Origin of the sequence: Streptomyces phaeochromogenes (assembly GCF_001418655.1) — a bacterium.
In the GTDB taxonomy this organism is placed as follows: domain Bacteria; phylum Actinomycetota; class Actinomycetes; order Streptomycetales; family Streptomycetaceae; genus Streptomyces; species Streptomyces phaeochromogenes.
Window position 1 is genome coordinate 20,971 of the sequence record NZ_LIQZ01000278.1, and the last position, 9,266, is coordinate 30,236.

Here is a 9,266-nt window from a genome sequence, read left to right on the forward strand (position 1 = left end):
CTTTAGCATCCCTACATCGGGGCCGACGCGATCGCTGGGACGAGGACATGGACGAACGGCAGCTGAGGATCCTGCGTGAGCTGGGCGAACTCGGCAGTGTCACCGCGGTCGCCGAGGCGCTGCTCGTGACGCCCTCGGCGATCTCCCAGCAACTGCGGCTGCTCCAGCGCGCGATCCCCGTCCCGCTCACCGAGCGCCAGGGGCGGCGGCTGGCGCTCACCGACGCCGGGCAGGCGCTGGCCGGGGCGGCGATCGAGGTGGAGACGGCGCTGGAGCGGGCCCGGCACACCGTCGCGGAGTTCGTCGACCGGCCGGACGGCGAGGTGTCGGTGGCGGCCTTCCACAGCGCGGCCTCGGCGTTCTTCCCGCTGCTGCTCCAGGCGCTCGCCGCGCCCGGCGGGCCACAGCCGGCCCTCGCCGACGCGGATGTCACGCAGGACGACTTCCCGCCGCTGACCAGGGAGTACGACCTCGTGCTCGCCCACCGCCTCGAACACACCCCGGGCTGGCCGCGCACGGTCACGGCCACCACCCTCCTGCGCGAACCGCTCGACGTGGCGATGCCCGCCGACCACCCGCTGGCCGTCAAACGGCGGCTCACCCCGCGCGATGTGGCCGACCAGCCCTGGATCACGGCACACGACGGCTTCCCGATCGTGGCGACCGTCGACGCCATCGCCACCGCCGCGGGGCGCCGACTCCGTCTCGCCCACCGCATCAACGAGTTCGCGGTGGCCGCCGAGGCCGTCGCCGCCGGCGGGGGCCTCGCCCTGATGCCCCGCTGGACGATGCGCCCGCACCCCGCGCTGGTGCTCAAGCCGCTCAGCGGGGTCCAGGCCCGACGGCACATCGACGCGCTCCACCGCCCCGAACGCACGGCCCGCAAGGCCGTACGGACGGTACTCGCCGAACTGCACCGGGCGGCCGGGACGATCCGCGACCGGAGCTGACCTCTCTTTTTTTTGCGGCTCGGTTCGCCTCCGGGGCGCTACAGCCGGTGTCGAGAGCACGACCGTGCTCGACCCTCCTTCGTCGGGCCTCCGCGCTCCCCCAGACTCCGTCCGGGGGACCCCTGGGCTCTCGACACCGGCGCGCCCCTTCGGCTCACTCGCCCGTCAGGCCAGCTCTTGAAGGGAGGCGGCAGCCCAGGAGAGCGGCCTCAGAAGGGATACCAGCGAACCGTCTCGTCGCCGTCCCGCAATGACGCCACCCGGCGCTCGAACTCCGCCAGTGCCTTCGGATTGCTCGGTGCGTGCTGGGAGACCCAGGCGCAGCTGGCCGTCTCGCGGGCCCCGCGCAGCACCCCGCAGCCGTCCCACTCGCGTACGTCCCAGCCGTACGTCCGGGTGAACGCGTCGTACGCCTCGGCGGGCAGCCCGTACCGGTCGCGGGACAGCGCCATGACCACGAGGTCGTGTTCGCGCAGGTCGGTGGAGAAGGTCTCAAGGTCGACCAGGACCGGCCCGTCGGGGCCGATGTGGACGTTGCGGGGCAGCGCGTCGCCGTGGATCGGGCCCGGCGGCAGATGCGGGGTGAGTGCGGCGGCGGCCGTGGCGAAGCCGTCGCGCCGGTCCCGCAGGAACGCGGCGTCCGCCGGATCGATCGCGTCGCCCGCGAGCCGCAGCCACCGCTCGACGCCGCCCAGCAGCTCGCGGCGCGGCAGCGTGAAGGCGGGGGAGGGCAGGGCGTGCACCAGGCGCAGCAGTTCGGCGAGATCGCGGGGTTCGGCGGGACGTACGGGAGCGGGCAGCCGGTGCCACACCGTCACCGGGTGACCGGCCACGGACCGCGCCTCGGACTCGGCGGCCCGCACCGCGGGGACGCCCGCCTCGGCGAGCCAGACGGCGATGGCCAGCTCCCGCCGAGCCCGGTCGAGCAGCTCGGCGTCGCGGCCCACCTTGACCACCAGGTCACCATCGGCGAACACGGCGTTCTCACCCAGCGCGAGCAGCTCCGCGCCCCGGCCGAACCCCGCCTCGGCGAGCACGCCCCGCGCCTGTGCCTCGTCCATCACTCGCCTCCCGTGGAGCCCTTGGTTCCCGTCCGGTTGTCCTGCGGTTCTCGTCGCGTCGGCGGTCGAGATCACGCCATACGCCGCCCAGTGTCGCATTCACACTGGTGAGAGCCCTCGGGAGGGTGTGTGCGCTGTCTTGACGGCGTGTCAGTACGTCAGCACGATGACGGGGGCCGCCGGGACGGCCAGATCCGTACGAGCCGCCCAGAGGAGCTGATTCCGTGACATCGGCGACCGTGAGGAAGCGGTCAGTGAAGCGGGCGGCGAGGGGCGCGCCGGGCGGAGACGGAGGCCGCGGTGCAGGGGTCCGTCTCGTCGACCACGGCGCCTGGTTCCTGGTGCTGCCCGCGCTGATCCCGATCCTGGTGCTCAGCGTCGGACCACTCCTCTACGGCATCGCGCTGGCGTTCACCGACTCCCAGTCGGGCCGCACCGAGCCCACACAGTGGATCGGGACCCTCAACTTCCAGGACCTGCTGCACGACACCCTGTTCTGGGACTCGTTCCGGATCGGTCTGCTGTGGGCGGTGGGGGTCACGGTCCCGCAGTTCCTCCTCGCCCTCGGCCTCGCCCTGCTGCTCAGCGAGAACCTCCGCTTCCGCTGGCTGGCGCGGTCGCTCGCGATCATTCCGTGGGCGATGCCCGAGGTGGTCGTCGGCATCATGTGGCGGCTCGTCTACAACCCGGACGCGGGCATCCTCAACGAGACGATCCGCGACCTGGGCCTGGGCGATGGCCGCGACTGGCTGAGCGGCCTGGCCACCGCCCTGCCCGCGGTGATCGTGGTCGGCGTCTGGGCGGGCATGCCCCAGACGACGGTCGCCCTGCTCGCCGGACTGCAGAACACACCGCGCGAACTGCACGAGGCCGCCGCGATGGACGGCGCGGGCGCCTGGCGCCGCTTCCGCACGGTGACCTGGCCCGCCCTCAAACCGGTCGCGCTCGCCATCACCGCGCTCAACTTCATCTGGAACTTCAATTCATTCGCCCTGGTGTACGTCCTGACCAACGGCGGTCCCGGCGGGCGCACCCGGCTGCCGATGCTGTTCGCCTACGAAGAGGCCTTCCGCTACGGGCAGTTCGGGTACGCGGCGGCGATGGGGTGTGTGATGGTCGCGGTGATCTCGGTGATTCTCGCGCTCCATCTGGTCGGCCGGCTGAGGGGAGGCGAGGACGCGTGAGGACTCGGAAATCGGCTCGCGCGGGCCAGTACCTCGCGCTCCTCGCCTATCTCGTATTTCTCGCCTTCCCCTTTCTCTGGCTGATCTCCACCGCCTTCAAACCCCCGCGCGAACTGGGGAGTCTGCATCCGACCTGGATCCCGAAGGACCCGACCCTCGCCAACTTCCGGCAGGCCTTCGACGAACAGCCGCTGCTGGACGCCGCGTTGAACTCCCTGACCGCGGCGGTCGGCGCGGCGGTGATCGCCGTACTGATCGCGACCCCGATGGCGTACGTCATGGCCCGGCACCGCACCCGGCTCGCGAGGGCCGCGACCGGCTGGGTCGTGGTCAGCCAGGCGTTCCCGTTCGTGCTGGTGATCATCCCGCTGTTCCTGGTCCTGAAGAACCTGCGGCTGATCAACTCCGTACCGGGTCTGATCATGGTGTACGTCGTGTGGGCGCTGCCGTTCGCGCTGTGGATGCTCGTGGGGTACGTACGGGCCGTGCCGACCGAACTGGAGGAGGCCGCGGCGGTGGACGGAGCAGGCAGGCTGCGGACGCTGGTCTCGATCACCGCGCCGCTGCTGGCGCCGGGGATCGTCGCCACGGCGCTGTTCGCCTTCATCAGCGCGTGGAACGAGTTCTTCTTCGCGCTGGTGCTCCTCAAGACCCCGGAGAAACAGACCCTTCCGGTCGTCCTCACGCACTTCATCGGCGCGGAGGGCGTGGCGGACCTCGGGCCCCTCGCAGCCGCCGCGTTCCTGGCGACCCTGCCCTCTCTGGTCGTCTTCGCGGTCATCCAGAAACGGATCACGGGCGGGATGCTCGCCGGGGCGGTGAAGAGCTGATGCGCACGAAACGGCTTCTCGCGATGGTGGTGGCGCTGCTGCTCATGGGCAGTGCGGCCTGCACCGGCGGTGACGGCGGTTCGGAGGACGGCAGGATCACCCTCCGCTTCCAGTCCCTCGCCTGGCAGGAGGAGTCCGTCGACGTCAACAAGGAACTGGTGAAGGAGTGGAACGCCACCCATCCCGACGTCAAGGTCGAGTACGTACAGGGGAGTTGGGACAGCGTCCACGACCAGCTGCTCACCTCATTCGAGGGCGGTGAGGCGCCGGACATCATCCATGACGCCTCGGACGACCTCGCGGACTTCGCGTACGGCGGGTACCTCGCGGATCTGCGTGAGCTGCTGCCGGAGCGGCTCAAGTCCGATATTCCGCAACGGAGTTGGGAGACCGTGACCTTCGGGGACGGGATCTACGGCGTGCCGTTCCTCCAGGAGCCGCGCGTCCTGATCGCCAACGCCAAGTGGCTGCGGGAGTCGGGCGTACGGATTCCCACGCCCGAAAGGCCCTGGAGTTGGGACGAGTTCAGGGCGATCACCGATGAACTGGGTGATGGGGACGGGAAATACGGTGTGGCCTGGCCGCTGAAGGAGCCCGTGTCGGCCACGCTCAACCTGTCGCTGTCGACCGGTGGGCAGTTGTTCCACCGGGGCCCGGACGGCAAGGTCCGGATCCGGTTCGAGGCGGGTGACCAGGTGGTGCCCCGGACCATTCACGACCAGGTCAACACCGATGGCAGCGCGTCGAGTTCGACGCTCGGCAGCGGCGGGTCAGACACGCTGCCCGGCTTCTTCGGCGGCAAGTACGCGATGGTTCCGCTCGGGTTCTCCTACCGGCAGCAGATCGTGCAGCAGGCACCGAAGGGCTTCGAATGGCAGGTGCTGCCCGCGCCGGCCGGTGCGGATGGGCTCACCCAGGGGGTGAGCCCCCAGACGCTGTCCGTCGCGGAGGACAGTCCGCACAAGGAAGAGGCCGCCGCGTTCATCGACTTCCTGCTCCAGCCGCGGAACATGGTGCGGCTCGCGCTCGGCGACTGGATGCTGCCGACCGGTACGGGGGCGCTCCGGGATCCGGCGCTGCGGGTCGAGGAGGACGGGTGGGCGGTCGGGGCGGGGCTTGCGCGGTATTTGCGGTCGGCGCCGGCGCAGTCCGTGCGGGGGTATCCGGAGTGGAAGGACAAGGTGGCTACGCCTGCGTTCCAGGAGTACTACAGCGGGGCCATTGGGCTTGGTGAGTTGCGTGAGCGGTTGGTGGGGGACGGGAATCTGGTGCTTGCGCGGTACCAGAGGTGACGGTTCGCTGCCGCTGGGCCTGGGGGGATGAAAAAGATTGCGCCGTTCCCCGCGCCCCTTGGGGGTGGGCCTCTGGATGGATGTGCGGGGGCGGATCTGGGAGGTGCGCGGTTCCTCGCGCCCCTAGAGGCTAGAGGTGGGTCCCTGGAGGAATGTGCGGGGGAAAATCGGTTGGCCGGGGCTGGTCCGGATGGCTAGCGTGCCGGGTGTGGGTATCAATGCGATTTTTTCTTCCGGTCTTGGCCGGGGCTGCGCGTATGCGATTCGGATGCGTCGTGCCCCCAGTGCCCTGACCGGCCCGGGGTTCTGCGCTCGCTGACGGCTTTTGCCGCAGGGGTGCCCCCTCTTACGTACGCCTTTAAGCAGGTGCGCGGCTGACGCGTGCCCGCTTGTGCGCGTCCTTCTTCTTGCCTTCCGGTCGGGGCCTTCGTCTGCCCGTTTTCGTCCTCACGGAAGACAAGGACCGCAGGCCATGGCCCGCCCCACCCACGTTTCGCGCGCGCTCTCGCAGAACTTCCTCACCGACCGCGCCACCGCAGACCGCTTCGCCCGGCTCGCCGTACCGGGGCCGCACCATCCGCCCCTGCTGCTCGAAGTGGGCGCGGGCAAAGGCGCGTTGACCGAGGTGCTCGCCCCCCGCTGCCGGGAACTGCTCGCCTACGAGATCGACCGACGGCTCGTGCCCGCCCTGCGCGCCCGCTTCTCCGGGACGCCTCAAGTGCGGGTGATCGGCGGTGACTTCCTTGCCGCGCGGCCACCGGGCGGCCCCTTCTCCGTCGCCGGGAACGTGCCCTTCTCGCGTACCGCGGACGTCGTCGACTGGTGTCTGCGCGCGCCCGGCCTGATGGACGCCACGCTCCTGACCCAGCTCGAATACGCCCGCAAACGCACCGGGGACTACGGGAGTTGGACTCTGCTCACCGTCCGCACCTGGCCGCGCTACGAGTGGCGGTTCCTCGGGCGGGTCACCCGGACGAGATTCCGGCCGGTGCCCCGGGTCGACGCCGGAATCGTACGCATCGAACGACGCCGTACCCCGCTGCTCGACCGGACCGCGTACGACGACTGGGGGCACCTGGTCGAGCTGGGCTTCTCGGGGGTCGGTGGTTCGCTGCACGCCTCGCTGCGCAGGGCCCATCCGAGGCGCCGGGTGGATGCCGCGTTCCGGGCCGCGCGTCTCGACCCGCGAGCGCTCGTCGGGGAGGTGCCGCCCGAGCGGTGGCTGGGGCTCCACGACGTGCTGGCGGCGCGATGAGCCGCGTACGACGGGAGGCCGCAATTGAGTTGTACGAGACGTCTCGTCTTGCTTATGGTCGGCTCATGCCCACCCCGCACCCCGCCCACATCGCCATGTTCTCCATCGCCGCCCACGGGCACGTGAACCCGAGCCTTGAGGTGATCCGGGAGCTCGTCGCCCGCGGACACCGGGTCACGTACGCGATTCCGCCCGCCTTCGCCGAGAAGGTCGCGGAGACGGGCGCCGAGCCGAAGCTCTGGAACACGACCCTGCCGTCCCCCGACGACGACCCCTCGGCATGGGGAACCACGCTCCTGGACAACGTGGAACCCTTCCTGGCCGACGCGATCCAGGCGCTTCCGCAGCTCATCGAGGCGTACGAGGGCGACGAACCGGACCTCGTACTGCACGACATCGCCTCGTACCCGGCCCGTGTCCTCGCGCACCGCTGGGGCGTCCCGGCCGTCTCGCTCTCGCCGAACCTCGTCGCCTGGGAGGGGTACGAGGAGGAGGTCGCCGAGCCCATGTGGGCCGAGCCGAAGAAGACCGAGCGGGGCAGGGCGTACTACGCGCGCTTCCAGGCGTGGCTGGACGAGAACGGGGTCGCCCAGGACCCCGACACGTTCGGCGGCCACCCCTCCCGCTCCATCGTCCTGATCCCGAAGGCCCTCCAGCCGAACGCCGACCGGGTCGACGAGTCGGTGTACACCTTCGTCGGCGCCTGCCAGGGCGACCGTGCCGCCCAGGGGGAGTGGCGGCGGCCCGACGGTGCCGAGCGCGTCCTCCTCGTGTCCCTGGGTTCCTCCTTCACCAAGCAGCCCGCGTTCTACCGCGAGTGCGTGAAGGCGTTCGGCGATCTGCCGGGCTGGCACATGGTGCTGCAGGTCGGCAAGCATGTCGACCCCGCGGAGCTCGGCGAGGTGCCGGGGAACGTCGAAGTGCGGGACTGGGTACCGCAGTTGGCGATCCTCAAGCAGGCCGACGCCTTCGTCACGCACGCGGGCGCCGGCGGCAGCCAGGAAGGACTGGCCACGGCCACGCCGATGGTCTGCGTGCCCCAGGCCGTCGACCAGTTCGGCAACGCGGACATGCTTCAGGGGCTCGGTGTCGCCCGGCACCTGCCGATGGAGGAGGCGACGGCCGAGACCCTGCGCGAGGCCGTACTCACGCTCACCGGAGACCCGGACGTCGCGCGGCGGCTCAAGGAGATCCAGGCGGGAATGGCGACCGAGGGCGGCACCGCACGCGCGGTGGATCTGATCGAGGCGGAAATCCCCAAGAGCACGACGGGCGCATGACCGAAGCTTTACCGAGACCGGAAGGGGCGTGATGCGGTGACCGTCCGCGAAATCGCGTGACCGTCCGCGAGCCGGGGTGACCGTCCGCGAACTCCGAATTCCCACGGGTCACGGTTGTACGCCAACGGTGAAGCCATGGCGCCCTTTGGATAACGGGACGGTCATTCGATAACGCTCGGATAACGCCGCATCCGCCCGATCGGGGCATCGACCGGGTTACTGGGTACGACGGTTACCCCCTGTCGAAGGTTGCACAGGTCACTTCTTGTTCCTTGTCTGAACACCTTCTTAGCGTGAGGTGAACTCACTACGAACGCTGGGAAGTTGATCTATGCGCCGAGACATACCGCCCCTCGCCGAGGTGCGACGCATCACCGAGAAGAAGCGTGACGCGTGGTGGACCGTGCTGCTCGTCGACCCGGTGGCCACGCCGCTGGTGAGGCTCACGGCGATGCGTACGAGGATCACGCCGAACCAGATCACCTGGGGGGCGTTCGTGCTCGGCCTGGTCTCGGCGGCCTGCTTCGCCTTCGGCGACTGGCGGTGGCTGATCGCCGGCGCCCTCGTCTACCACCTGAGTTTCATCCTCGACTGCATGGACGGGAAGGTGGCCCGGCTGACCGGCCAGGGCTCCGTCTTCGGGGCCTGGCTGGACTTCATCTTCGACCGTATCCGGGTGGCGCTGTGCGGGGTCGCGCTGATGGCCGGGCAGTACGACCGCACCGGTGACACGGTCTATATCTGGCTGGCGCTCGCGGTCGTCGGCCTCGACACGCTGCGGTACATCAACTCCCTGGAGATTTTCAAGATCCGCTACAACATGCGCAAGCAGATCAAGGCGCGGGTGCGGGAGGCCCGCCGCGCGGAGAACTCCGCCGAGGTCGCCTTCATGGAAGACCTGTTGCGCAACAATCCCTCGGCGGACATCGAACACGACATCCGCAAGACGTCGACCGTGTCCGCAGTGGGTACCGAAGCGGGTACCGAAGCGGGTTCCGAAGCAGGCTTCGAACCGGACTCCGAGCCGGGCTCCGAAGCGCACTCCGTACCGGGTTCCGAACCGCGCTCCGAAGCGGGCTCCGAAGAAACCGCCGACTCTTCCCAGAAGCCCCAGGAGATGCCCCAGGGCCAGGTCATCGACCTCCAGCAGGAGTTCCGCCACCGATTCCCGGTCTATCTCCGGATGCGGTCCTTCCTCCTGCGCCACCGGATTCGTACGCACCTGGTGAGTGGTATCGAATTCCAGATGGGCGTCTTCATCGTCGGCCCGCTCCTCGACGCGGTCATCGAGGCGACCCTGGTCTCCGGCGCCCTGCTTCTCGTCTTCGAACTCGCCATCATCTACAAGCTGTTGCTCTCCACCCGTGACTTCACCCGCACCATCGACTCCTTCGACCGGGACGAGGTGGCCACG

The 9,266-nt window shown here is 69.7% G+C and carries 8 protein-coding genes; 7 read left to right on the plus strand and 1 reads right to left on the minus strand.

Annotation, left to right across the window (positions count from 1 at the left end; translation table 11 throughout):
• Positions 1-47 precede the first annotated feature (47 nt).
• Positions 48-950: a LysR family transcriptional regulator gene (locus tag AOK17_RS32150; protein ID WP_055616095.1), complete on the plus strand. Its 903-nt coding sequence runs from the start codon at positions 48-50 to the stop codon at positions 948-950.
• Positions 951-1,159: 209 nt separating this feature from the next.
• Here the strand turns inward: AOK17_RS32150 and AOK17_RS32155 are convergent, their stop codons facing one another.
• Positions 1,160-2,011: a phosphotransferase enzyme family protein gene (locus AOK17_RS32155; protein ID WP_055616096.1), complete on the minus strand. Its 852-nt coding sequence runs from the start codon at positions 2,009-2,011 to the stop codon at positions 1,160-1,162.
• Between the two features lie 224 nt (positions 2,012-2,235).
• Here AOK17_RS32155 and AOK17_RS32160 point away from each other — a divergent pair, with 224 nt between their 5' ends.
• The 6 genes from AOK17_RS32160 to AOK17_RS51755 form a co-directional block, all read left to right on the plus strand.
• Positions 2,236-3,195, plus strand: a complete 960-nt coding sequence (locus AOK17_RS32160) for a carbohydrate ABC transporter permease (RefSeq protein ID WP_055616097.1) — start codon at positions 2,236-2,238, stop codon at positions 3,193-3,195.
• On the plus strand, positions 3,192-4,025 hold the full coding sequence (locus AOK17_RS32165) for a carbohydrate ABC transporter permease (RefSeq protein ID WP_055616098.1): 834 nt from the start codon (positions 3,192-3,194) through the stop codon (positions 4,023-4,025). Before AOK17_RS32160 ends, AOK17_RS32165 begins: the two co-directional genes overlap by 4 nt.
• Positions 4,025-5,317, plus strand: coding sequence for an ABC transporter substrate-binding protein (locus AOK17_RS32170; protein WP_055616099.1), 1,293 nt, complete (start codon positions 4,025-4,027; stop codon positions 5,315-5,317). The genes AOK17_RS32165 and AOK17_RS32170 overlap by 1 nt, the downstream gene beginning before the upstream one ends.
• A gap of 472 nt (positions 5,318-5,789) precedes the next feature.
• Complete coding sequence (erm, locus tag AOK17_RS32175) at positions 5,790-6,572, plus strand: ErmE/ErmH/ErmO/ErmR family 23S rRNA (adenine(2058)-N(6))-methyltransferase (RefSeq protein ID WP_055616100.1); 783 nt, start codon at positions 5,790-5,792, stop codon at positions 6,570-6,572.
• The gene (gene mgt, locus AOK17_RS32180) at positions 6,569-7,852 is read left to right on the plus strand and encodes a macrolide-inactivating glycosyltransferase (RefSeq protein WP_079053402.1); all 1,284 of its coding nucleotides are present in this window, start codon (positions 6,569-6,571) and stop codon (positions 7,850-7,852) included. The genes erm and mgt overlap by 4 nt, the downstream gene beginning before the upstream one ends.
• Positions 7,853-8,183: 331 nt before the next feature.
• On the plus strand, positions 8,184-9,266 hold a 1,083-nt coding region (locus AOK17_RS51755; protein WP_055616108.1), incomplete at its 3' end, for a CDP-alcohol phosphatidyltransferase family protein.

Bases quoted from the DNA above. Each gene is read 5' to 3' on its own strand.
- AOK17_RS32150 (WP_055616095.1), top strand. From the start codon at position 48: ATGGACGAACGGCAGCTGAGGATCCTGCGTGAGCTGGGCGAACTCGGC.
- AOK17_RS32155 (WP_055616096.1), bottom strand. From the start codon at position 2,011: ATGGACGAGGCACAGGCGCGGGGCGTGCTCGCCGAGGCGGGGTTCGGC.
- AOK17_RS32170 (WP_055616099.1), top strand. From the start codon at position 4,025: ATGCGCACGAAACGGCTTCTCGCGATGGTGGTGGCGCTGCTGCTCATG.
- erm (WP_055616100.1), top strand. From the start codon at position 5,790: ATGGCCCGCCCCACCCACGTTTCGCGCGCGCTCTCGCAGAACTTCCTC.
- mgt (WP_079053402.1), top strand. From the start codon at position 6,569: ATGAGCCGCGTACGACGGGAGGCCGCAATTGAGTTGTACGAGACGTCT.